Consider the following 24992-nt stretch of genomic DNA (forward strand, 5'->3'; position numbering starts at 1 on the left):
GCCCCTACTTATACCATTTCTTTGTAAGGCTGCGCCAAATTTTCTTGGCTTCTTATTTCTTTCTTTGTGTCCTACCCTGCGGGAAGCCACTTCGTGTCTATGCGTCCTTTGCGGTTCGTTCCTCATGTAGTTTGGCGCATCTTCATATAGAATTGGTATTACAACCTCTATAACTGTAGATAGATGCAGTCAGAGTGATCGCAGATGCTATATTCCAGTATCTGGTAGAAAAATAAAAATATATTTAGCTTATGCCTGCAATCGAACAGTTAAGGATTGCACAGTTGTTTGAAAGACTCGGCAGTGTCTCAAAGTTTCACAGGTAAAACTGGCAACGATTTTAGGGGTTTCCCCCACTACAAATTGATGGGAAAACGGACGGACACGACCTTCCCCACTGGCTATGAAAGAAATTGAAAAGCTACTTACTATACCAGATGGAAGAACCAGGTGAGGCGCTTTTAGCCAAATACTTTCAAAAATGAGGAGCAGAGACTGTGACTGCTGATGTTCCAGCAACTATCACCCAAGACGTTAAACAGGTCTTAGCTAGGATCAGCGATGCTTTTATCAGATTGGATCGTGAATGGCGCTACACCTACGTTAATGACAAGCTAGCTGAACTAGCTGGGATGAATCAAGAAGACTTCTTAGGCAAAAGTATTTGGGAGTTTCCTGACAAAGTTAATAGCCTACTCTACACTGAACTGCACCGCGCTGTTGCCGAACAAGTTCCAGTAAATTTTGAGTATTTCTATCCAAAATGGGATCGCTGGTTGGAAAACCGCGTCTATCCCTCAGAAACTGGCGTATCAATCTTAATTACAGATATTACTGAGCGCAAACGTAGCCAACAGCTTCTAACTGTACAGTATGCGATCGCTCACATCCTTGCTGAAGCTACCACGCTTGTGAATGCGATTCCAGCTATTCTCCAATCCTTGTGTGAAAGTTTAGGATGGCAAGCTGGGATAATTTGGAGTGGAGACGATGAAGCTAATGTTCTGCACCGCATGAGTAGTTGGTATTCATCTGACTTGGAGAAAGAACCATTCAACCAGCAAACAATTGCTTTTAATGAAGGTTTACCCGCTCAAGTTTGGGCAAGTGGTCAACCTGTTTGGATTTCAGAAGCCCAAGACGAGAATTTTTTTGCTGCTGCTATCGGATTTCCGATTCGGCTGGGTAATAAAATCTTAGGTGTGATCGAATTTTTCAGCGACCAAATTTCAGAGCCTGACACCAATTTACTCCAGATGATGAGTGCGATCGCCACTCAAATTGGTCAGTTCATCGAGCAGAAGCAAACCGAGTTGTTACTACAAGAAAGCGAGGAAAAATATCGTCAGATTTTTGAAACCCCAGGTGTGTTGATTGGCGAGGAAGACTTTACCATTGTTAAAGATTTAATTGATCACCTGAAAGCTGAAGAGGTTACAGATTTGCGGCAAGATTTGAGTCAACAGCAAGCTGCGCTGCGCGATAGTGAAGCACGCTACCGTTCCCTGGCAGAAGCAAGCGCATCGATAGTCTGGAGGGCGGCACCTTGGGGCAACGTTGTTGATGATATTCCTACCTGGGAGGCGTTCACAGGGCAAAGTCCCGAAGAATACAAAGGATGGGGTTGGGTTGAAGCGCTGCACCCAGAAGATCGTTCCTCGATGGTGGCAATTTGGAAACAGGCATTTCCTACACGTAGTGTTGCAGTTGCCGAGTATCGTGTTCTGCGACATGACGGTGAATACCGTTACATGAATATACGCGGTGTGCCTATACTCGACGAAACAGGCGAAATTCGCGAATGGGTAGGAATGTGCTTGGATATTACCGAACGCAAGCAGGCTGAGGCAGACCGTGAGCGACTATTGGTGCTACTGAAAACAGAGCAGACTCGCTTGATTAAAGCTAACGTTCTGCTTGATACCCTCTTCAATAACGCACCTATAGGTATTGGTCTATGGGATGAGAAATTGAGATACGTTCGATTGAATGACGCTTTAGCTGAGATTAATGGTTTTCCCCAAGAGGTGCATATCGGTAAGACCATCGCCCAACTGCTACCTGGGATAGATCCTGCGGTGATCGAAGCTTTCCGCTATGTGATCGAGACGGGAGAATCTATTGTCCAAGAGACTAGTGGGGAGACACCCGCCGCACCTGGAAAGCAGCGGTATTGGTTGGGAAATTATTATCCGATTAAACTACCCGATGAAATTACTTGGGTGGGCGCAATCTGTCAAGAAGTCACCGATCACAAGCTTGCCGAAGCAGAGTGTGAACAGCTATTTGAGCGGGAGCAAGCGGCTCGTGTTGAGGCTGAGAACGCCAAAGAGCAAGTTACCCAAATTTTGGAGAGGATCACTGACGGCTTTCTGGCCTTTGACAGTGAGTGGCGCTTCACCTACCTCAATCATGAAGCAAGCAGAAATCTGGGGCGTTCCGGCGAGGATCTGCTCGGAAAAAATTTGTGGTCAGAGTTCCCAGAACTTGCCGCTAGTAGCTTTGGTCAGCTTTATCAAAGGGCAGTTACTCTAGGAATGCCGCTTGAGCTTGAAGATTATTACCCACCCTTGGATGCATGGTTTGCGGTTCGCGCCTATCCTTCACCCACAGGGTTATCAATTTATTTCCGTAATATTAGTGTACGCAAACTCTCAGAGGCAAAACTGGGCGAGAGTGAGGCATGTTTTCGGCTGCTGGCTGAGAATTCAACTGATATTATTTCACGCCATACAGTAAATGGAACTCTTCTGTACATTTCACCAGCTTGCTACACAGTACTGGGGTATCAACCAGAGGAATTAGTAGGTCGCCTCAGCTATCAGTTAGTTCACCCTGATGATCTGGCAGAGATTACTAAGAATTACCCAGTTAATGCCAATTTACCAGATATTTGTACTATTACTCACCAGGGTCGTCACAAAGACGGACACTATATCTGGTTGGAAACAACTCTTCGAGCTATTCGCGATCGCAAAACTAAAGAAATTTTAGAGATGCAGACCTCTTCACGAGATATTACTGAGCGCAAGCAGGTGGAGGAACAGCAGCGTTTTATAGCTGAGGCTAGTGGGATTTTGGCTGCATCATTGGACTACGAGACAACCTTAGCCAGTTTGGCGCGTTTAGCAGTGCCTGAAATAGCTGATTGGTGCTTAGTTGATATTATTTGTGAGAATCAATCAGTCCGCCGGGTAGCAGCAGTTCATGCCAATCGAGGCAAACAAGAATTGGTAGAAGATTTAGAAAATTATCCGCCTGATTTGACACAAACAAAAGGTGTTGCTGAGGTAATACGCACAGGCAAGTCACAAATTACTCATTTTCGTGACGAACAGATACAAGTGCCAACCCACAACGCTGCTCACCGAAAAATATTGCAAGAACTAAATCCGACATCTGGTATGAGTGTACCACTGATAGTTCGGGGACGAGTGCTGGGAGCTATGACTTTGGTATCTTCTTCAGGTCGTCGCTATGACACCAAAAGCCTGATGTTAGCTGAGGAGTTAGCTTGTCGGGCGGCGATCGCTGTTGATAATGCCCGACTCTACAAAGAAGCACAGCAATCTCAGCAGGCGGCTTTACGGGCAGCATCTCGCACTGCCCGTCTGCAAGCTATTACCGCTGCACTTTCTGAATCTCTAACTCCCACACAGGTCGCTGAGGTAATGGTAGAGCAAGGCATGGCAGCTTTGGCAGCTAGTTCTGCTTTAGTAGCATTACTGACTAAAAGCGGCACTGAACTAGAAATTGTCCGGGCAGTAGGTTATCAAGAGGAAACGCTAGATTCATGGCGTCGATTCTCTATTAATGCATCCGCGCCACTGGCAGAAGCAGTCCGAACCAAAAAGCCGATCTGGCAAGAGCCAACAACAACAAGAGTTGCTCGTTACTCACATCTGGCTCAGGAGTATGCTCGGTACAACTACGGAGCTTGGATTTCGATTCCATTGATCATCGAGGGACGAGCCATAGGTGGAATATCTCTAGCTTTTGCCGAAATTCAGGAGTTTAACCAGGATGACCATACCTTTATCCTGGCACTAGCACAGCAGTGCGCTCAAGCGATGGAACGTGCCCGTCTATACGAGGCAGAGCAAACCGCACGAGAAGCAGCAGAAAACGCCAATCGGATAAAAGACGAGTTTCTGGCAGTCCTTTCTCATGAGTTGCGATCGCCACTCAACCCAATTTTAGGATGGTCAAAGCTACTCCAAACCAAAAAACTTGATGAAAAGACAATTCCTCAAGCGCTGAAGACTATTGAGCGAAATGCTAAGTTACAGGCTCAACTGATTGAAGACTTGTTAGATATTTCCCGGATTTTACAAGGTAAACTTAGCTTAAATATCTACCCAGTTGACCTGACATCTGTGATTTCGGCAGCAATGGAGACAGTGCGGCTATCGGCAGAAGCTAAGTCAATTCAAATGCATATCAGCCTAGAACCAAATTTGAGACAAGTTTTAGGTGACTCCAACCGATTGCAGCAAATCGTTTGGAACCTACTCTCAAACGCAATTAAGTTTACACCTGTGGAAGGACGGGTGGATATCCGATTGGAAAGCGTAAAGGGTATAGGGCACAGGGCACAGGAAACAGAAAATAGTCCTATGCTAAACCCTATATTTTATGTTCAAATCACAGTCAGCGACACAGGGAAAGGCATCGATCCTGATTTCCTACCTTACGTGTTTGAATATTTTCGCCAAGAGAACAGTAGCACCACCAGAAAATTTGGTGGACTGGGGTTAGGGTTAGCAATCGTCCGTCACTTAGTCGAACTGCATGGCGGCACAGTCCAGGTAGAAAGCAGGGGGGAAGATCAGGGGGCAACTTTTACTGTAAGACTACCGCTGATCCAAAATCAATCAGAGATTAAACAGGACAGTAGCGACTCAGAGCCATCCGCAAATTTGAATGGGGTGAAAATTTTAGTAGTGGATGACGATGTAGATACGCGAGAATTTATTACCTTCTTGCTAGAGCAGTATGGAGCAAATGTGACAGCAGTAACATCAGCAGATGAAGCCTTAGCCGCTTTAACCCAATCCTTGCCAGATATACTTTTAAGCGACATTGGGATGCCAGAAGTCGATGGATGTATGTTTATGCGACAGTTAAGAACACTGCCACCAGAGCAGGGAGGGCAAATTCGGGCGATCGCACTTACTGCCTATGCTGGAGAAATTAACGCCAAGCAGGTACTAGAAGCCGGATTTGACAAGCATCTTGCCAAACCAATAGAGCCAGCCAAGTTAGTAGAAGCGATCGCTAACTTAATAGCTGAATAAACCTGCCTCTACCTTCATCTGCAAAAAGTAAAGGCTCAGAAACTCCAGTTAAAAAAATATCCCATCCCTGCGGGACGCTCCGCGAACGTAGGGACGCAAGGCCAAGATCCCCTACAGATTGTCAGGGGACGAAATTGCAGCTATCTTGGCTCAACCAGAAGCTAAGATGGGGTAACTTCAGATTAATTACTTTTTCTTGCCCTTAGATTTCTTGCCTAAGTCCGGTGAATCAAATCCTTTTGTGTTGGTCTTCGGTTTTTGTTTAAAGGATTTGGTGCTTGACACAGGAAGCTGGAAAGTTAGATTTTGTTGCCGCGAACGCAGATATCATGTCAATAGTTTTTTGACAAACTACTAGTACAACACGGCGTAAATAGAGCAACTATTTAAAATCCTTAAAAAGCTTATTCCATAATACTTTTGACTTTTGAACGCCAGTTGCTTCAAGTCGGCAGAGCCGCCCAACGCACTGGCTCCTTTTGATTTTTGACTTCCGCCTTGCGGTGCTAGTAGGGACTATTATGTTCCCGGACGAAAGCGAATATGATCGGGTATATGATGGCGATCGCCCAATATTTCTAACAAAGGACCGTGAACGTCAAATTTAACCATACTTACCGACGCGACCAAAATATTCACCCGATAGCGATAGCGTCCCAAATCAATTCCCAGTAAACTGCAAAGCATAATCCGAATCGTGGCTTTATGGGAAACTACTAAAACATTACCTTGGGAATGTTTTTCTTGAATTTCAGCAATTACAGTCATAGAACGGTTAGCAATATCTACCGCAGTTTCTCCACCAATGGGTGCATTCCAAGCGGGTTCTGTCAACCATTTTACATAATTTTCTGCGTAATTCTCTTGGGTAAACGATTTACTCTTAGTTTCCCATTCGCCGTAACTACCTTCTCTAAGTCCGTCACGCAACTGCATATCCATACCGATAGCATCACAAAATGGCTTGGCAGTTGCAATTGTGCGCTTCATCGGGCTAACATAAACAGCCTCCCACTTCAATTTTTGATAAGCATCGGCAAAACTCTCTGCCATCTGCATCCCTTCAAAGGTCAACTCCGCATCAGTTTTACCGCAGAAATTACCACTTTGACTAAAAGTAGTTTCTCCATGTCGCAGTAAATATAAATTGAGTGTCATAGCTTGTATTGCGATTGGGATAAAAGAGTTTGTGCAAAAATAAAATACCATCAATCTCTCAATCGAGTCTGTGACACCAGGACAAAGTAATCAACCAAAAAAGTCAATCAACCACAAACTTTTGATTTCGTTGACAAAAGTAGCGGTTTCAGCTAATGCTAGCTATTGAGCCGGGATACGGATACCGTTGGCGAATTCGCCAAACAGCTAAACTGAACCGATTGAGAGCTTTCTGAGCAATTTTATCCCCAGATGCAAGATTCCCCAACTTCAGTTCATTCCGATGCTTTACTAAGGCTACTTGAAGATAACCAATGTGGTTGGCATTTGTTGGTGAAGAAATGCCGCCTCTATCTGAACCAGGACTTACACAACTGGCACAGCGCGATGCCTGCGGCGGGCTACGCCTACGCATTTTTATAGTATTTATGTACTATAAAAAAGTGGCACATTCAAAAGGCATTGCTAAAATTAGTAACAGTAACCGACTGTGTTAAGTATTCTTCAAATCATGAGAAAATTAGTTGAAAATGCATAAAATAAATCTTATAGTTTATAATATTTATTAAATTTAACTATTGCCAGTAACTTGTTAAATAGTCAGATTAAACAATTGACTGGCATTAAATCATGTCAATGCCGTAAAAATCAGATTCAAAGAAATCATAAAAGCCTCGCGCTATTTTAGTCTGGCTAAGGCTCAACGCTGTAATGTGCCACTATTATTTTGAATATTTTTTTAGTTGAAATTCCTTTAATGAAAGCTAGAAATCCCTGGTTACCAATGAATCTGAGGATTCTGTTGATTATGAATGAGTTAGGAGTGAGCGAGAAATTATATAAAATTTCTTTGAGAAAAATCCAAAATTTCAATTTGATTGCGATAATACATTTAACTAACTCAAACTTGTACATCCTCAACTGTTAAAGTTATCTAAACCACTACACGTGAATAGGGGCAATGACTGCTTCATCATCAGATAATTCGATAACTTCCCCAAGTACTCATAGTCTAGACATCACTAGGCAAGAGTATGAATATAACTATACCTATATTCCATCTATTGCTATGGTGGATCGGGTTTCTTTTACGGAAGACTTCACCACTAATTGGTATTTTTTATTAGCCCAGCAGTTACGAGTTCTTTTTGTGAATACCTTGATTGTCAACAGAGGAAATCAGGGTTCTGAATCGATTCGTGATGATGTCGAAAGGTTTATTTTAGAAGCCTTAATCAAGGGAGCAATACCAGCCCAAATCAGCATTCTGGTGAGAATCCTACAAATTATCCCCCAGCTTTTGCTTAAACAGATATCTCAGGATGTTAGAGAACTCGACGATCTTTTCTTTTCTATTCTTAAAGAAAACGGACTTGTGATCCTCAGAGATACTCTAAATCAGGTAATTACCCTTTTATATGAAGGACAACCCACAGGACATGCAACCAGTCTCAAGGACTACGAAAACTTGTTTGTGATGATTGGTGTACCAGCGATCGCCAAAACTTACCAGGAAGATGAAGTATTTGCCTACATGCGAGTAGCTGGCTACAATCCCGTGATGATCGAGCGAGTAACCAGTCCAGGCGATCGCTTCCCAGTCACAGACGAACATTACCAAGCAGTGATGGGAACTGACGATTCATTAGCAGCCGCAGGAGAAGAAGGAAGGCTCTACTTAGCTGACTATAAAATTTTATCCGGTGCGATCAACGGTACATTCCCACATGAGCAAAAATATGTCTATGCTCCCATAGCACTGTTTGCTTTACCCAAAGGCTCAGACCCCACTCGTCTATTGCGTCCGATAGCGATTCAATGCGGTCAAACCCCAGGATCAGATTATCCAATCATTACCCCTAATTCTGGTAAATACGCTTGGCTTTTTGCCAAAACAGTTGTCCAAATAGCAGATGCCAACTTCCACGAACCGATTACTCACCTAGCAAGAACTCACCTGTTAGTTGGTGTTTTTGCAATCGCAACCTATCGACAACTGCCACTTACCCATCCTCTAAGAATTCTGCTGCGCCCGCATTTTGACAGTACCTTAGCAATTAACGATGCTGCTCAACGGATTCTAATTGCTCCTGGCGGTGGTGTCGATAGATTACTCTCAGCATCAATCGATAACTCCCGCGTTTTAACAGTGCTAGGGTTGCAAAGCTATGGGTTCAATAGTGCCATTTTGCCCAAGCAATTCCAACAGCGCGGTGTGGATGATCCCAACCTATTGCCTGTTTATCCTTATCGGGATGATGCACTATTAGTTTGGGATGCCATTCATCAATGGGTTTGGGACTATCTGAATTTATATTACCTCACTGATGAAGATATTCAGAAAGATACAGCCCTGCAAGCATGGGCAGCTGAAATATCAGCTTATGATGGTGGTCGTATCCCCGATTTTGGCGAGAATGGGGGCATCAAAACGCGAAATTACCTGAATGATGCCATGACGCTGATTATTTTCACCGCCAGCGCTCAACATGCTGCGGTTAACTTTCCGCAAAAAGATTTCATGGGCTACGCCGCAGCCATCCCAATGGCAGGTTATTTACCAGCCTCAACTCTCAAAAGAGAAGTTACTGAGCAAGACTACCTGAATTTGCTCCCCCCTTTAGATCAGGCGCAACGGCAATACAATTTACTCAGCTTATTGGGATCGGTATACTATAACAAGCTGGGCCAGTATCAGCAAGGATACTTTACAGACCAGAAAGTAAAACCATTGTTACAGGCATTCCAGAGTAATCTTCAGCAGGTAGAAGGTACGATTAAGCAACGTAATTTGCATCGTCCAATTTATGAGTATCTGCTTCCTTCTAAAATTCCTCAAAGCATCAATATCTGAATTAGGGACTGGGAACTAGGAACCAGGGAAGGGAGACAAGGAAAAAAAGGAAATAACTAATGCCCAATGTTCTATGAACAATGACCACTAAAACTCCAAAGTAAATGTTATGACACTTAAAGATAAAGTCCTACAAGGTCATGATCGCCAGCTTTGGCTTGCACCTATACTAGCCAAAGTAGGTTATGACACTGCGATCGGCAAGTTTGTGCGCTTAGTTTTTTATTACATGGATGCCTCAATCATGCTCAACGCATGGCGAGACTTTCTCTACATCCGAAAGGACAATATTGGAGACAAGTATTTTGCCGTGGATCAAGCAATTATGCATTCCTCTCACTCCCAGGTGAAGGAACTAATGCAAACCCAACCACAGCTGCGGGGAAATGATTTAGGTATCATCAGAATATTAGCTCCTAGCTACCTGCTGGATAATCCTCTGAGCTTAGGAACCAACGGTAACGAACACACAGGACTGCGTGCTGTGTTCTTACAAGCCTTACCAGAACCGTCTCAACAGATAGACTTTTTAGGGTATCTAGTTGAGCAAAGCCTGTTAGAGGCTGCTAGACAGAGCAAATTACACATCGGCAACGATTTGCCAAAGATTATGCTGTCGATTTTGCACCAACTGGTTTTTCAGATATCTTTATCTGAGGAAGAAATCACAGCATCGAGTAGTTACATTAAAGGTTTAGCTCTGGCATCCTTGCCAAATTTTATTAGCAAGTATCTGCTGGCAATATTAACAGCACCAAATATTCGGCATCGTAAGCATTTAACCAAGCGATATAAACAATCTGCCAAATGGGCATCTTACTTTGAAACAGGCGCTCAGTATCAGTTGAACGAACACCAAATCGCTAATAGCCTTTTTGATATGATTCATATTGCTGGTACTGCCGGCACAAGTGGGCTTTTGGGATCTGTTATTGGTGTTCTATGCCTGGATAATGCCCTCAGAAATGATGTATTGTCAGAAGTCAATGCTGTTTGGAATGCCAAGGAAAGTTTAGACCCAGACGCTTTAGAACAGTCAACACTCCTCAATCAAGTGATTTTGGAAACAGCTCGTCTCTATCCACCTGTGCGATTTGTTAGCCAACTCACCACTGAAGCAGGTGAGGTTGAGATTGGAGAACAAAAATGTCCATTCCAAAAAGGTACTCGCTTGCTTGGCTCTATTTTGACGGCTAATCGGGATGCCAATAGATACCAAAATCCAGATGATTTTGACCTAACACGGAATTTTTCAGATATCTTATCTTGGAACGGCGAAGGGCATGAGCGAGCCTGTCCTGGTAGAACCTTATCAATTGGCTTTATCAAGATTTTCTGTTTACATCTGTTCAAGAACTATCAATGGGACTCAATTACAGAAGTCAAGTGGGATTTTGAAAAAGTGACTGCCGTTACTCCTAATAGTTTAGTGCTACAAGGTTTTGCTCCACGGCTATGAGTGAAGATGTCAGGTTTGGAGTTAGAGAATTGTCTTGGAAGCCTACACTGACTCTTTGAGTACAGTGTAGGAGTATGTCACAGTAATATTCCAATACGGTTCACTTAAGAAAATTGTAGGTTGGGTAGAACGAAGTGAAACCCAACAAAGTCACGCAAGTGTTGGGTTTCGTTCCTTAACCCAACCTACGCAGAAGTTGAGTTTTAGGCTTAACTGAACTGTATTAGGTAATATTTATCTGTTTGGTGTATCGCCAAATTTTTAGACATTCTCTTATAAGCCTGTAATCATTTTTATTTTTTGTATGTATTACTTACGAAGTAGGAATTACAAATTAGTATGGCTGAATTAATCGAGAAAAAGCAACTGAATAATATTGCAACCTGGATGATTCCAATCAAACAAACAAACTTACCATCTGTCCTTAAGGGTGTATTTTTTCTGGATGGTAATCCACTGCCAGATACTTGCATCACTATGTACAATTTAGAATGGGATACACAGAAAAGAAGCTTGGATTTACCAGTCTTTGCACCGTTGCAGTGGACTTTTCATAACTCGATTGGTGGCTGGATATTACTACATTTAATTCAATGGTTTAAAGTAACTTACAAAATTCAGTTTACAGATGAAACTTTGCAGCAAGCTCAAATCATCCCTTTTTTGCTAGGAATAGAAATTTCAACATCGATTGTAAGTTTTACAATGTCTCAAGACAAAAATTCTCCCAATGGAGATATCTGGCACAGAAAAAACGTTTGGTTCGGCGGATTTTCTAGGGCTGGAGAGTATACTCTCCGCAAGGTTGTTGATGAAGGTGGTCGTTATACTCCAGCTTTTAACAATATGCTTACTAGGGTTCCAAATGAGTGTTTAGTGATTGCAAGAAACTCAAAAGACAATGCATATAATAATTATTAAAAAGCCTACTTCTTCACCTAAAACAGCGCCTAAATCTGCTTTCTTTCTCACCTTTTAGATTATTTGCATTGATTTTTCTCAACTCAACTTCCTGAGTAATTTTGTGCTTTTTAGTCTAAAGTCCACCCTACAAGAGGGCGAGTAGACAGCTTAATTTAAGAATATTGCGTGATTACGGGTAGCTGATCGTTGAGTACCCAATCGCCGATCGCTCGCAATTTGTAGTCCACAGGATCGTGGAGAGTAAAGGTTCGTAAATCCCGCCAGTAACGGTCAAATCCATATTTGGTTGCAGTGGCGCGAGTTCCGGTAACTTCAAAGATGCGATTGGTAATATCTATACCTACACGGCTAGCTAATCCTCTGGCTGCGAAAACTGCGATCGCAACTTCTCCTCTCTCTTGATAAGTGAGTGCTGCATCTTTTTCCCATGCTGCTTGCAGCTTCTCGGCTGCTTGGTCAGCTAGAGCGATCGCAGCTTGGATTTCAATCCAAAAATCTCCGTAATGATGCAGAATATATGGGTCTTGAGTAGCACTATCTACCCCTGATGTAATCCACGCTTTAGTAGTAGTTTTAGTGTACTCACGAGCCGCCGCGAAGGCTCCTTTAGTAATTCCCAGAAAAACGTTGGTTTTTGTTAGCTGGGCAATAATAGCAAGAAAAGTTGAGAAGGCAGTATCAGGGGAATTGGGTGGCCCCAAAATCTCATCTTTCTCTACTAGAACATTGTTAAATGTATAACTACCACTATCAGTGCGACGTTGCCCGATGTTGTCCCAATCTTGATTAGAAACTAACCCTTCCCTGTCTTTGGGAATTATGAATATGAAGGGCAACTCTACGCCATCTTCCAAAGCGGAGAATGCCCGCAAATCTGCAACGGAAATTCCTGTGCCAAAGCTTTTAACACCATTAACCCGAAAATTATCGCCTTCTGGGTTAATTTTCAGCCTAGTGTCCCGCGGATTCATGGCGTTTGCCCAAAATAAGTTATTTTTAGCAGTTTCTCTATAATATTTTTCTTTTTGGGCTGGTGTGCCCAAAACGTGACCCAAAGTCGTCAAGTTGAGATGATTACCATATAACTGACCAATTGAACCATCTGCTTTTGACAGTTTTCTGACAATTTTTAAGGCATCAATCCAAGTTGCGCCAATCCCACCATATTGCTTGGGGACAATCAGCGGTAACAAACCACTTTCACGCAGTTTATTAATTTCTTCTTCTGGAACTCCAGCTTGGGCATCCCGTTCAACTGCGGATTGAGCAAGTTCTTTGGACAAAGAAGATGCTACGTTAATGTAATCCTTTGGTTTTGTAATATCTAGCACCATAATCAAATCATCCTTAACTTTTGAAATAATCAGGATAAACTATCATGACATGTTATTGTTTCAACAATTAGGTAGCAATCAGAGACAGAATTTTAAGCCGTATCTTTGAAGAAGTCACGATTCAGGCTGGTGTATAACTCCAATGGATGAATCGACAGGAAATATTGCAAATCTTCTTCGCTGATAATCTTGCGTTCTACCATTGAATAGGTATTAGCAGCGATCGCAAGGAGATTGCATAGAAGAATGTGCTGTGGGACGGGCGAGATGCTTATCCCACAAGAGTCATTCTTTTAGTTAATTAATTCCGAGCAATACCTTCTTCACGCGCTGCACGTTGCACAGCAGCAGCAACAGCAGTGACGACGCGCTCATCAAAGACTGAAGGAATAATATGTTCCCGATCCAAGTCTGAAGGCTTGACTAAGGAGGCGATCGCACTTGCGGCTTCCAGATACATTGTGGTGGTAATTGCCTGGGCCCGACAATCTAAAGCACCACGGAATACTCCAGGAAAAGCGAGGACGTTATTAATTTGATTTGGGTAATCACTGCGACCAGTAGCGATCACAGCAACATATTCACTAATTAATTCTGGCTGAATTTCTGGAATCGGATTTGCCATTGCAAATACAATTGCATCTTTCGCCATTGAATGCACCATTTCTGGTGTCAAAACTCCCGGTGCGCTGACACCAATAAACACATCTGCCCCTTGCATTGCACCCGCTAATGTACCCTGAGCTTTCACGGCAAATTCAAGTTTTTCTTCTGTTAGATCGGTGCGACTAGTAGAGATAATCCCTTTAGAGTCGCACATCCAGATTTTTTCTGCCCCAGCTTTGGTCAGTAATCGAGCGATCGCCACTCCAGCCGCCCCAGCACCGTTAATCACGATCCTGATTTGGGCCATTGACTTATTTACCAGCTTTAAGGCATTAAACAATGCGGCCAAGGTAACAATTGCTGTACCGTGCTGGTCATCGTGAAAAACGGGGATATCTAACTCCTGGCGCAATCTCTTTTCAATTTCAAAGCAGCGAGGTGCAGCGATATCCTCTAAATTCACGCCCCCAAAAACTGGAGCGATATTCTTAACTGTCTGGATAATCTCTTCTGTATCTTGGGTGGCGAGACAAATGGGAAAAGCATCTAGCCCAGCAAATTCTTTAAATAGCATTGCTTTGCCTTCCATGACTGGGAGAGATGCTGCTGGGCCAAGATTTCCCAAACCCAAAACGGCACTACCATCGGTAACAATCGCAACAGTGTTTTGTTTAATGGTTAATTTGTAAACCTCCTCTGGATCTTGAGCGATCGCTGTACAAATTCGACCGACTCCGGGCGTGTAAGCCATTGCTAGATCGGACACACTTCTTAAGGGAATTCTGCTGGTAATGCTGATTTTGCCCCCGCGATGCAAATTAAAGGTGCGATCGTAGACACTGAGTAACTTGATATCAGGCAATGCTTTCACTGCTTGCACAATGGTTTCAGCGTGTTCAGTACTAGCAGCATCCACAGTCAGATCGCGGGTAGACTCTTTGCGGGTTTGCTCGATTAAATCAATTTGACCAAGATTACCGCCAGTGGTAGCGATCGCCTGGGTTATCGACGCCAACATCCCCACACGATTGGGAATCTGCAAGCGCAGCGTCAAACTAAAACTAGAATTAGGAGTTAGGTTTGCCATGTTGATTTTGGATTTTAAGTTTTAGATTTTATATTGAATTGAGACGAAAACTAAAATCTGAGATTTGTAGTCAGTGGAAACACAATGAATGTATACTCCTGCGGGAACCCTCAGTAGTTAGTTTACTCACTACTCACAGTTTTGATAATTATTTTTATTTATACCAATGCATTTACTAATATAAATAAGTAACAATTTAGTAATTGTACCCAAATACACCAGATATTTTTTTAATGTTTTATCTGTGTAAATATTTGTATAACTATAGTTTCATGAAAAAAGCGCCCTCTAGACAGAGAGCGTAAATTACAGGCGCGTAGGCGTAGCCCGTCGTAGACATCGTTGCCACAGGTACTGCCTCACCAGCAACCAAATCCAGGGAAAAGTTGTAAGCATTGCGCTCGTGCATTACTTCTATACCCAAATTGGCGCGGTTAGACATAGAACAGACTACATGACGATGATTAGACTAGTACCGCAAGGCGGAAGTCAAAAGGAGCTAGTGCGTTGGGCGGCTCTGCCGACTTGAAGCAACTGGCGTTCAAAAGTCAAAAGTCAAAAGTATTATGGAATGGGCGTTTTAGAGATTTGAAATGGCGCAAAAGTCCGGAATACAATTCTTTTGACTTCCGCCTTGCCCTCGGCTCCAAACCTCTGCTTGAGTAAAAGTAGTAGTGCAGACATCTTTCTAGAGTCTTATATTAAAGAGCTTGAAAAAGACTTAAAAAATCAAAGGGGCAGCTATTTTGCTTACTCATGCAGGAAAACAAATTTGTGCTGGTCTTTTTTCGGAAGTTGGAGTCAGGCGATCGCTAGGGAGACTTAGACAACTCGTTTGCTCTGCCAAGTTATTTACGCACAGATGCTGACATCTTCTACAATCAAGAAGGTTTTCGAGCCTCAGTCAATGTTAGGAATCTGTTTGACGTTGACTATTTTGAGACTTCCCAGAGCAGGCTACGGGTTTTCCCAGGTGATCCGTTGACGGTGGTGGGGTCAATTTCCTGGGAGTTATAAAGAAATTTTAGTAGTCAACAGGCGATCGCTCTATACCAACCAGCCTCAAATGAGACGCTGTTCGCGTTCGCTTAGAGCGACGCAGGAACGTCACCCGTAGGGCTTGCTGTAGACATTACTCTCCCTACTAATGGATACTATTTCTCAATAAGTAGTTGAGAGTATTATCATGACTATTCGTCTAACTGGGACAGAAGACTTTGGGGAATTTTGCCAAGATGTGCAGTTGTTTAATGACTATGAAGGAAAATCACAATTGTCTACTTGGTTTGGTAAATACAGCTTTCACTGGACTGGGCTTCGCCATAATCTTGGGCTAGGAATTCATGACAATGAGTATTCTCAACCAGTAATTTTTGAGCAAAAACACGATGACTCACCTTTGCTGACATCTAAATTTTTTCTCTCTAGTGGTGTCAGAACTGTTACACCAAATGTGCCCGGAGTCAGTGACGATTATGAAGAAGTTGCGGGTTATAACTACTTATTTTGCTTGCCTGATGTTCGGGAGTTTGAACATTTTAATGCAAACCAACGCACTCAGTGTATCAGTATTTATTGGTATCCGGATTTACTTGACAGTTTCCAAGGAAGCTTTGAAGAGTTGCCTACTTTGCTAGAGCAGTTGAGAGAAAATCCCATAAAAGAGCGCTTCCATCAGCCGTTAGAAGCAACTACACCTGCAATGTGGTTAGTACTCAAACAAATATTGCAGTGTCCGTTTCGAGAAAAACTTAGACAAATGTATTTAGAAGCAAAAGTGCTAGAACTACTGACACTTCAGATTGCACAATGGGGGGAAAATCATCAGGTATTGGGGCGATCGCTTTATTTCCGTGCCGATGAAATTGAACGTTTGCATCACGCCAAAGCTATTTTAAATCAAAGGCTGCCACATCCACCTTCTCTACTAAATTTAGCCAAAGAAATCGGACTCAATGACTTTAAGCTCAAACGCGGATTTCGAGAAGTGTTTGGGACTACAGTATTGGGATATGTGCAATCCCTGCGGCTAGAGCAGGCAAAACAGCTACTCCGAAGCACTAATTTGCTGATCGCACAAATTGCTTATCAAGTGGGATACGAAAGTACGAGTCATTTTAGCCATCTGTTTAAGCGGCAATTTGGCATGACTCCTAGAGAATATCGTCAGCAAAAGGCTTGTAGCAAAAAGGACATCCCGATTCCGATAAAAAAAAATCCGGTTTCAGATATTTGCGCTTACCTGAATTTCGTATTCTCATAAACAGAGTTACATAAAATAATTCTCAAGTATCGACTCTGTTTTGAGAAATCCGGTTGGGTGTGTGGAATGATGAAACTGTTGCGTAGGCGTAGCCCGTCGTTGACATCGCTGTTTATTTCCTGGTTTTTTATTGCTGTGGTTATACAACCAACTCAGGCAAAGCAAGTAACTGAAATTCATCGTGTGCAAGAACTAGACCGTTCTGCAAAAACAGTCAAAGAATGGTTTGCTCAAATAGAACAGCAGAACCCCCCTTTACCAGCCCAAAATCAAGGGGGTGAAGTTATACAAGTGACTTCAGTCAAGGCAAACCCCACTTCTTCGGGTGTGGAGGTGATTTTACAGACATCCCTTGGGCAACAATTGCAAGTAGTTAATCGCTCGAATGGCAATAACTTTATTGCTGACATTCCCAATGCCCAACTGCGTTTACCCAACGGTGACGCTTTTACATTTCCCTCTACTAAACCAATTGCAGGTGTTAGCGAAATAACGGTAACAAACTTTGATGCTACTACTATCCGGGTGAGTGTGACGGGGGAAGCCGATGTACCGATTGTTGAGTTGTTTGACAGTCCGGATGAGGGTATTATCTTCTCTGTGGCTAGTTCTGCATCTTCTGCACAACAGCCGCAGCAACAGCCTCAAACGCAAAACTCCACCCCTTCAGGACAGAGTGAGGGGTCACAACAAACACAGCCTAGTCTTCCATTAACACAGAGTGATGAGCCAATTGAACTTGTGGTTACAGGTGAGCAAGATGGATACACTGTGCCAGATGCAAGTACTGCAACTTTAACTGATACACCTTTACGTGATATTCCTCAGTCGATTCAGGTGGTTCCCCAACAGGTAATCAAGGATCAAGGAATTACTCGGATTGTGGATGCGGTTCGCAATGTATCTGGTACTCAGATAGGAGGAGGCTATGGCAATCTTTTCGGTGAAGTCAGGATTCGCGGTTTTTTCGCCGGTAGCTTAGTAGATGGGTTTACTGGTACTAATTTACTTTCTCCTAATGGTGCCAACATTGAACAGGTGGAAGTGCTCAAAGGTCCAGCTTCAGTACTGTATGGAGAAGGAGATCCGGGTGGTCTGGTAAATTATGTGACGAAAAAACCTTTAAGCAATCCTTATTATTCTGCTAGTTTCACGGCTGGCAGCTACGATTACTACAATCCTGCAATCGATCTATCTGGGCCACTCACGACCGATAAAAAGTTATTGTATCGTTTGAATATTTCCTATGAAAATTCTGGTAGCTATCGGGATTACATTGAAAACGATATATTATATATTTCTCCGGTTCTCACCTACAAGATTAGTGATGCCACAACCCTAGACTTCGCCTATGAATATCTGAATTCTAAACAAGGGTTTGACCGAGGCTTTAGTCCAGAAGCAATCTATCTAACGTTGCCCAGAAATCGCCTTTTAAATCAACCGGATGATTTTTCCAATACTGAAAGCCATCGCCTTGCGCTAACACTCAATCAGCAGTTTAGTGAAAATTGGCGGCTGAGAAGCAGATTTTCCGCACAATTTGATGAAGGTGGTGAAAAAGTTACCCAAATTGGCAATCCTCTTTTAGAGGATGGTCGAACGTTGCCGCGACAGCAGTATGGTGATGGTCCGAATTATACACAAAGTTATGCTCTGCAAACCAACTTAATTGGTAAATTCAACACGGGTGCGATCGCCCATCAACTGCTGTTAGGTCTGGACTGGAGCCATAGCACCTCTGATACCAATAACGCTTATGGTATTGATGATTTCCCTTCGATAGATATTTTTGAGCCAAACTATAACGTTCTCTTGCCTGAGCGCATCTATAGCGGCCCTTATACCACTAAAAATAACGGCATAGGAATTTATCTGCAAGACCAGGTGACATTGTTGCCCAATCTGAAGTTAGTTTTAGGCGGGAGATATGACTTTGCTGACACAACCACTGAAGATTTTAGTATTCCTGATGAGCCGCAAAAGTCTGGATTTAACTCTCAAGCCTTTTCACCGCGTGTAGGGATTGTTTATCAACCAATCGAACCGATTTCGCTGTACGCCAGCTACAATCGCTCTTTTGTATCCAACTTAGGGACTCTAAAAGTAGGCCGGACGCAAATAGAGCCTTCATTCAGTACACAGTACGAAGTCGGCATCAGGGCTGAACTTTTAGACAAGCGACTTTCAGTAAACCTTGCAGCCTATGACATTGCTAAAACAAATATCCCCACTACAGACCCTAACAACGACCAATTCTCAATTGCAATTGGAGAAGTGAAAAGTCGAGGAATTGAACTGGATGTAGCCGGGGAAATTTTACCGGGTTGGAAAGTGATTGCCTCTAGTTTTCTCAATGATGCTTATGTTAGTAAAGGTTATGCCGGACTTCCCGAAGGTCGCCATCTGACAAATGCACCATATCATGGCGCGAGTTTCTGGACAACTTATGAATTTCAAAAGGGTAACTTGCAAGGATTACAGTTTGGTGCGGGGTTGTTTTTTAAAGGCGATCGCACTGCCAACCTCGATGATCCGTTTACTCTACCGTCTTATATCACAACCGATGCCTTAATCTCTTACAAACGGGATAACTGGCAAGCTGCGCTCAATTTTAAGAATATCTTCAATGTCAAATATTACGAATCAAACGACTATCTCACCTTCCCTCAAGCACCATTTACCGTACAGGGCACAATTTCAGTGACCTTTTGACCCCACCCTAACCCTCTGACAAGTGTAGGTTTTTTACAAGAATACTTGAAAAGGGACAAGGAGTATCCTACTGATTCATCAAGCCTGAGCTTGTGCAAAGGAGCGTCTACCTTGAGTAATAAAAAACTACGTAATTTCCTATTTACCCTGCACCGTTATATTGGTTTAGCGATCGCACCAATTGCCATCTTAGTTGGCTTAACTGGGAGCCTGATCGTCTTCCAGGGCGAAATCAATGACTTTCAACGACATCAACAGTTTGGCAGTATTATTCCCCAGGGCGAACGCTTATCGTTGGAAGTTATCCTAGATTTTGTCAAAGCTGCCTATGCCAACCAGCCTCAAATGGCATTCCAAAGGGTTTATTTCCCTTCTAAACCGGATGATCTATTTGATGTCGTCATCTCAGTTCCGAGCAACGATTGGGTAGAAGTCTACGTCAACCCCTACACAGGGGTAATTCTGGGCGACAGTCTGCATCCCAACGCCGTACAGCGCTTTCTCCAGATTGTTTATCAACTCCACACCTCATTAAAATTAGGCGATCTGGGTTTACAGATTGTCGGTGTAGTGGGTTTAGGGATGTCCATTGTTGCGATCACGGGAATTATTTTGTGGCCCGGTTGGCGCAAGCTGATGGCAGGTTTCAAAATTAAGTGGAATGCCCACCCCAAGCGCCTTAACTTTGATCTACACAAGGTATCAGGTATTACTGCCGCTATATTTTTACTGTTGACATTTTTCACTGGATTTGCCTGGAATTTGGGCTATGTTGACCCTCTGATTCGTGCCATCACCTTCAGTCCATCGCTTCCTGAGCTTGTTTCCCAGCCGTTAGCAGGTCAATCGCCCCGACCACTCAGCCAGCAGATGAAAACGGCTCAACTTGCCCTGCCCGACGGAGCATTGCGGAGCATTGACTTAACAAAAGACCCGAAAGCGCCTCTGCGATTGCGGATGAAGCTCCCCCAAGAGCGGGAGGAATACGGTATGAGCAATGTCTATCTCGATCAATACAGCGGTCAGGTTTTACGAGTTGATAATTCGTTAAAGGCATCGTTAGGCGATAAGATTCTCAATTCCTTTCAGCCACTGCACTTCGGCATCTTCGGCGGTTTACCTACCCGCATTCTTTACGTCTTCGTTGGTCTGGCTCCGTTAATTCTATTTATTACTGGCTTTGTGATGTGGTGGGTTCACAAACGCAAGCAGAAAGATGATTATTCTCATAAACGGAGTTATATAAACTAATTCTTAAATAATCAGCTTTGTTTTGAAAAATACGATTAGGTGTGTGGAGTTATGAAACTGTTGCGTAGGCGTAGCCCGTCGTTGACATCGCTTTTTATTTCCTGTTTTTTTATTACTGTAGTCATACAACCAACTCAGGCAAAGCAAGTAACTGAAATTCAAAGTGTACAAGAACTAAAGCGTTCTGCAAGAACAGTCAAAGAATGGTTCGCTCAGATAAAACAGCAGAACCCACCAGCCCAAAATCAGGAAGATGAAGTTATACAAGTGACTTCAGTGAAGGCAAATCCCACCTCTTCGGGTGTGGAGGTGGTTTTACAGACCTCAAAAGGGCAACAATTGCAAGTAGTGAATCGCAGTTTGGGTAATAACTTTATTGCTGATATTCCCAATGCCCAACTGCGTTTACCTAATAGCGAGGCATTCACATTCCGCTCCCAAAAACCAATTGCAGGGGTTAGTGAGATAACAGTAACAAACTTTGATGATAATACTATCAGGGTGACGGTGACGGGGGAAGCAGGTGTACCAATTGTTGAATTGTTTGACAGTGCAGATGAGGGTATTATCTTCTCTGTGGCTAGTGCTGCACCTGACACACAGCCGCAGCAGCAAAACCCCACCCCGCCACCGAGGGAAGGGGAGAGGTCACAACAGACACAGCCTAGTCTTCCATCAGCAGAAGGTGACGAACCGATTGAGCTTGTAGTGACAGGTGAACAAGATGGATACACTGTGCCAGAAGCGAGTACTGCAACCAGGACTGATACACCTTTACGTGATATTCCCCAGTCGATTCAGGTAGTTCCCCAACAGGTGATCAAGGATCAGGGAATCACGCGGATTAATGATGCTGTTCGCAATGTGTCTGGTACATCCTTTACAACGGGGTATGGCAATTCCGAAAACGGTGTTAACATTCGCGGCTTTAATGCCAACTCTTTAAAAGATGGATTTACCACTACGTCTATCTTCACCAATGCCACCAATATTGAGCAGGTAGAGGTACTCAAAGGTCCGGCTTCAGTGCTATATGGACAGGTGGAACCGGGTGGAGTGATCAATTATGTCACGAAAAAACCTTTGAGCAACCCCTATTATGCTGCTAATTTCACTGCTGGAAGCTACAACTATTACAATGGGGCGATTGATTTGTCTGGACCGCTGACGACCGATAAAAAGTTATTGTATCGGTTGAATGTTTCTTACGAGGATTCCGATAGCTTTCGGGATTTAGTTTTCAACAAGGTTTTCTTTATCTCTCCTGCGTTTACCTACAAAATCAGCGATAGAACAACCCTGGATTTCGCCTATGAATATCTCAATTTTAACTCCAGTTTTGATCGCGGTTTTCCTAACGACCCTAGATCGTTTAATCTGCCGATCAATCTTTCTTTAAATGATTACAATGCCGCTCAAGACATTGAAAGCCATCAAATCGATTTAACGCTCAACCATCAGTTTAATGATCATCTCCAGATCAGGAGCCGGTTTGAGGCGAAGTTTGAACATTATTACAGTGCTGTGGTCAATGAGTATGCTTTTGCCGAAGATGGTCAAACAGTATTGCGAGACTTCTACGGTGGTGATTCTAATTCCACCAACCTCGTTCTGCAAACCGATTTAATTGCTAAATTTAAAACTGGTTCCATTGAGCATCAACTGTTAGCAGGATTAGAATGGAAACCAAGTTTTGGTGATAGTACTGACTTTAGTTCTGTTGAGGGGTATCCATCGATAAACATTTACAATCCGGTCTATGGCTTTCCCTTTCCTGCGGTTACTACGTCAAATGGTAACAGTAACACTGATACTGTCGGAATTGCCTTGCAAGACCAGGTGACATTGCTGCCAAATGTCAAGTTGCTTGTAGGTGGCAGATATGACTTTATCAGCACAGACAGTGACAGTATTGCTGACATTAGCATCCCTAGCGAACCGCAAAAGTCCGGTTCCGACTCCCAAGCCTTTTCCCCGCGCGTAGGCATTGTTTATCAACCAATCGAACCCATCTCGCTCTACGCCAGCTACAGTCGCTCTTTTACACCCAACTTAGGAACCCTAAGAGCAGACCTGACGCAAATAGAGCCTTCTCGTGGTACACAGTATGAAGTTGGTGTCAAAGCCGAGCTTTTTGGTGGACGGCTGATATCATCACTAGCAGCCTATGACATTGCCAAAACAAACATCCCTACCACAGACCCTGATAATCCTCAATACTCAATCGCTTTGGGAGAAGTCAAAAGCCGAGGAATTGAATTCGATATTGCCGGCGAAATCTCACCTGGTTGGAAAGTTATTGCTTCTGCGTATCTCAACGATACCTATACCAGCAAAGACAGCAATTCGACAATCATCGGGGGGGCTTTGCCAGCTATTCCTAGTCAGGGTGCAAGTCTGTGGACAACCTACGAGATTCAAAAAGGGAGTTTGAAAGGGTTACAGTTTGGAGGAGGTATATTTTATGTGGGCGATCGGGTTAATGATTACTTTGACCCGATTATTACCCTTCCTTCCTATGTCAGAACTGATGCTGTCATTTCTTATAAACGTGATAATTGGCGAGCTGCACTCAATTTCAAGAATATCTTTAATGTCAGATATTACGAAACCAATTGGCCTCTTATTTTCCCCCAAGCACCATTTACCTTACAGGGCACAATTTCTGTGGAGTTTTAATTCAATCTTTATGCTGATTCAGGCTGATTTCCATATCGAATTTTTCACAAGAACAGTGGCCGGGTTGGCGTCGGTTAATTTCCGGCTTCAAAATTAAGTGGAATGCTCATCCCAAGCGGGTTAACTTTGATCTTCACAAAATTACTGGCGCGATCGCAGCAGAAACCATCAGTCATTGCACAGATGTAATATAGCAATCCTATCTGATTTCGTTCAAATTCGTGGTCTCCAGATCCCCGACTTCTCTAAGAAGTCGGGGATCTAACTTTTCACGAGTGATTTAGGATTGCTATATATTAAGAGCGATCACTTTATTTCCGTCCCAATGAAATTCAACGTTTATATTACGCCAAAGCTATTTTAAATCAAACGCTCCACAATCCACCCTCTCTATTAAATCTAGCCAAAGAAATCGGACTCAATGACTTTAAGCTCAAGCGGGCATTTAAAGAAGTTTTTGGGACTACAGTGTTGGGATATGTGCAATCTTTGCGGCTAGAGCAAGCACAACGGCTACTGCGAGACACTAATTTCACTAGTTGCAGAAATTGCTTCTCAAGTAGGGTACGAGAATATAGGTCATTTTAGGTATCTATTTAAGCGGCAATTTGGTATCACTCCCAGAGAATATCGTCAGCAAAAATATTTATAGCAAAAAATACATCCCGATTCCGTCTTAAAAAATCCGGTTTCAGTATTTATGCGCTCGCTCAAATTTTGGTATTCTCTTAAATAGAGTTATTTAAAAATAATTCTCAAGTAATCGACTCTGTTGTGAAAAATCTGGTTGGGTGTGTGGAGTGATGAAACTGTTGCGTAGGCGTAGCCCGTCGTAGACATCGCTATTTATTTCCTGTTTTTTTATTGCTGTTGTCATACAACCAACTCAGGCAAAGCAAGTAACTGAAATTCAAAGTGTGCAAGAACTGAACCGTTCTGCAAGAACGGTCAAAGAATGGTTTGCTCAGATACAACAGCAGAACCCGCCAGCCCAAAGCCAGAAAGGTGAAGTTGTACAAGTGACTTCGATCAATCTGATCCGCCAAACTTCAAGCTACCTGCCTACACTCGATTCGATGCGGCTCTATTTTACCGACGCAATAACTGGGAAGTAGCAATTAACGCTGAGAATTTGTTTGATGTCGAATACTACACAAATTCGTGCTATTCTGCTGCAAATTCTCCAGGTGCGCCTTTTACCTTAATTGGGTCACTCACATTGCGGTTTTAATTGAGAAAACCAATCTCGTATTTGGAATCAAAAGGTATAAAGATTTTCAGGTTTACTTTTCAGTAGAAACTGGCGTGGGATTGAGGGCGGTAATCCGGGGAACAATAAAAAGCTACCTCCTCATCCTACCAATT

Annotated in this window: 16 protein-coding genes; 10 read left to right on the top strand and 6 right to left on the bottom strand. The window is 43.1% G+C overall.

The annotated features are described in order from the left end of the window. Positions 1–497: 497 nt before the first annotated feature. Positions 498–5297, top strand: a complete 4800-nt coding sequence (locus Q0541_RS05960; RefSeq protein WP_298906965.1) for a PAS domain S-box protein — start codon at positions 498–500, stop codon at positions 5295–5297. 519 nt (positions 5298–5816) lie between these two features. Here the strand turns inward: Q0541_RS05960 and Q0541_RS05965 are convergent. Continuing rightward, entirely contained in the window at positions 5817–6455 is a 639-nt protein-coding gene (locus tag Q0541_RS05965) for a histidine phosphatase family protein (RefSeq protein WP_298906968.1), read from the bottom strand. A 148-nt stretch (positions 6456–6603) separates the two neighbouring features. Then, positions 6604–6870 carry a hypothetical protein gene (locus Q0541_RS05970; RefSeq protein ID WP_298906971.1) on the bottom strand — a complete coding sequence of 89 codons (267 nt, stop codon included), beginning with the start codon at positions 6868–6870 and terminating at the stop codon, positions 6604–6606. Positions 6871–7416: 546 nt separating this feature from the next. Between Q0541_RS05970 and Q0541_RS05975 the strand changes: the two genes are divergently transcribed. The 3 genes from Q0541_RS05975 to Q0541_RS05985 all read left to right on the top strand — a co-directional run bounded on the left by Q0541_RS05975 (position 7417) and on the right by Q0541_RS05985 (position 11689). Continuing rightward, complete coding sequence (locus Q0541_RS05975; RefSeq protein WP_298906974.1) at positions 7417–9309, top strand: lipoxygenase family protein; 1893 nt, start codon at positions 7417–7419, stop codon at positions 9307–9309. 109 nt (positions 9310–9418) lie between these two features. Then, a complete protein-coding gene (locus tag Q0541_RS05980; RefSeq protein ID WP_298906977.1) occupies positions 9419–10768 on the top strand; it encodes a cytochrome P450 in 1350 nt (449 codons plus the stop codon). Between the two features lie 339 nt (positions 10769–11107). Beyond that, entirely contained in the window at positions 11108–11689 is a 582-nt protein-coding gene (locus Q0541_RS05985; RefSeq protein ID WP_298906980.1) for a hypothetical protein, read from the top strand. A gap of 155 nt (positions 11690–11844) precedes the next feature. Here Q0541_RS05985 and Q0541_RS05990 read toward each other — a convergent pair whose 3' ends face one another. From Q0541_RS05990 to Q0541_RS06000, 3 genes are all read right to left on the bottom strand, one after another. Further along, positions 11845–13026: an acyl-CoA dehydrogenase family protein gene (locus tag Q0541_RS05990; RefSeq protein WP_298906982.1), complete on the bottom strand. Its 1182-nt coding sequence runs from the start codon at positions 13024–13026 to the stop codon at positions 11845–11847. Between the two features lie 301 nt (positions 13027–13327). After that, positions 13328–14719 carry a malic enzyme-like NAD(P)-binding protein gene (locus Q0541_RS05995; RefSeq protein ID WP_298906985.1) on the bottom strand — a complete coding sequence of 464 codons (1392 nt, stop codon included), beginning with the start codon at positions 14717–14719 and terminating at the stop codon, positions 13328–13330. Positions 14720–14981: 262 nt separating this feature from the next. Continuing rightward, positions 14982–15161, bottom strand: coding sequence for a hypothetical protein (locus Q0541_RS06000; RefSeq protein WP_298906987.1), 180 nt, complete (start codon positions 15159–15161; stop codon positions 14982–14984). A 744-nt stretch (positions 15162–15905) separates the two neighbouring features. Between Q0541_RS06000 and Q0541_RS06010 the strand changes: the two genes are divergently transcribed. From Q0541_RS06010 to Q0541_RS34325, 6 genes are all read left to right on the top strand, one after another. Further along, the gene (locus Q0541_RS06010) at positions 15906–16982 is read left to right on the top strand and encodes a helix-turn-helix domain-containing protein (RefSeq protein ID WP_298906988.1); all 1077 of its coding nucleotides are present in this window, start codon (positions 15906–15908) and stop codon (positions 16980–16982) included. Between the two features lie 66 nt (positions 16983–17048). After that, the gene (locus Q0541_RS06015) at positions 17049–19697 is read left to right on the top strand and encodes a TonB-dependent siderophore receptor (protein WP_298906989.1); all 2649 of its coding nucleotides are present in this window, start codon (positions 17049–17051) and stop codon (positions 19695–19697) included. Between the two features lie 111 nt (positions 19698–19808). Further along, positions 19809–20948 (top strand): PepSY domain-containing protein, encoded by a 1140-nt coding sequence (locus Q0541_RS06020; RefSeq protein WP_298906990.1) that lies wholly within the window; start codon positions 19809–19811, stop codon positions 20946–20948. A 51-nt stretch (positions 20949–20999) separates the two neighbouring features. Beyond that, positions 21000–23627, top strand: coding sequence for a TonB-dependent siderophore receptor (locus tag Q0541_RS06025; RefSeq protein WP_298906991.1), 2628 nt, complete (start codon positions 21000–21002; stop codon positions 23625–23627). 411 nt (positions 23628–24038) lie between these two features. After that, entirely contained in the window at positions 24039–24215 is a 177-nt protein-coding gene (locus Q0541_RS34320) for a helix-turn-helix domain-containing protein (protein WP_366941819.1), read from the top strand. Next, entirely contained in the window at positions 24175–24279 is a 105-nt protein-coding gene (locus Q0541_RS34325) for an AraC family transcriptional regulator (protein WP_366941821.1), read from the top strand. Before Q0541_RS34320 ends, Q0541_RS34325 begins: the two co-directional genes overlap by 41 nt. Before the next feature lie 90 nt (positions 24280–24369). On the opposite strand, the gene Q0541_RS06030 is transcribed toward Q0541_RS34325, so the two are convergent. Further along, entirely contained in the window at positions 24370–24504 is a 135-nt protein-coding gene (locus Q0541_RS06030) for a hypothetical protein (protein ID WP_298906993.1), read from the bottom strand. Positions 24505–24992: the final 488 nt, after the last annotated feature.

The sequence above is a fragment of the uncultured Nostoc sp. genome, assembly GCF_937863485.1.
GTDB lineage: Bacteria > Cyanobacteriota > Cyanobacteriia > Cyanobacteriales > Nostocaceae > Nostoc.